This window comes from Acetivibrio ethanolgignens (assembly GCF_001461035.1).
In the GTDB taxonomy this organism is placed as follows: domain Bacteria; phylum Bacillota; class Clostridia; order Lachnospirales; family Lachnospiraceae; genus Velocimicrobium; species Velocimicrobium ethanolgignens.
On the sequence record NZ_LNAM01000172.1, the window covers coordinates 1 to 384 of the forward strand.

Below are 384 nucleotides of genomic sequence, written 5' to 3' on the forward strand. Positions count from 1 at the left end.
TCTAATTTTTATCAGAAAGATTCAAGATCCAAAGACACAAGATTTTTTACGCCCTCAAAAGCGTAAATGGTAAGAACGAGACGATACTAATTTTCGATTCATTGAGCAAATTATATAATTTACTACAAGTGACGAGTACGCGGACATTCGACCTCCTGTCTCAAGTCCGCTCAAAAAACCTCCGTGTTTTTTGCCTCTGTAGGCTATGCATTTTTAAGAATTATCAGCCCTTTTCCGTATAGCTTATTCGCTATAATACCAACACTCTTTTTTCGTCTCCCGAATTTCACAAAATCTACAATCCAAAATTTTCAATCACCCCATAAGTCCATTAGTCTGGTAAAACTAAAGTAGGGTAAATGCTTTTACCAGGCTAGGCTTTTG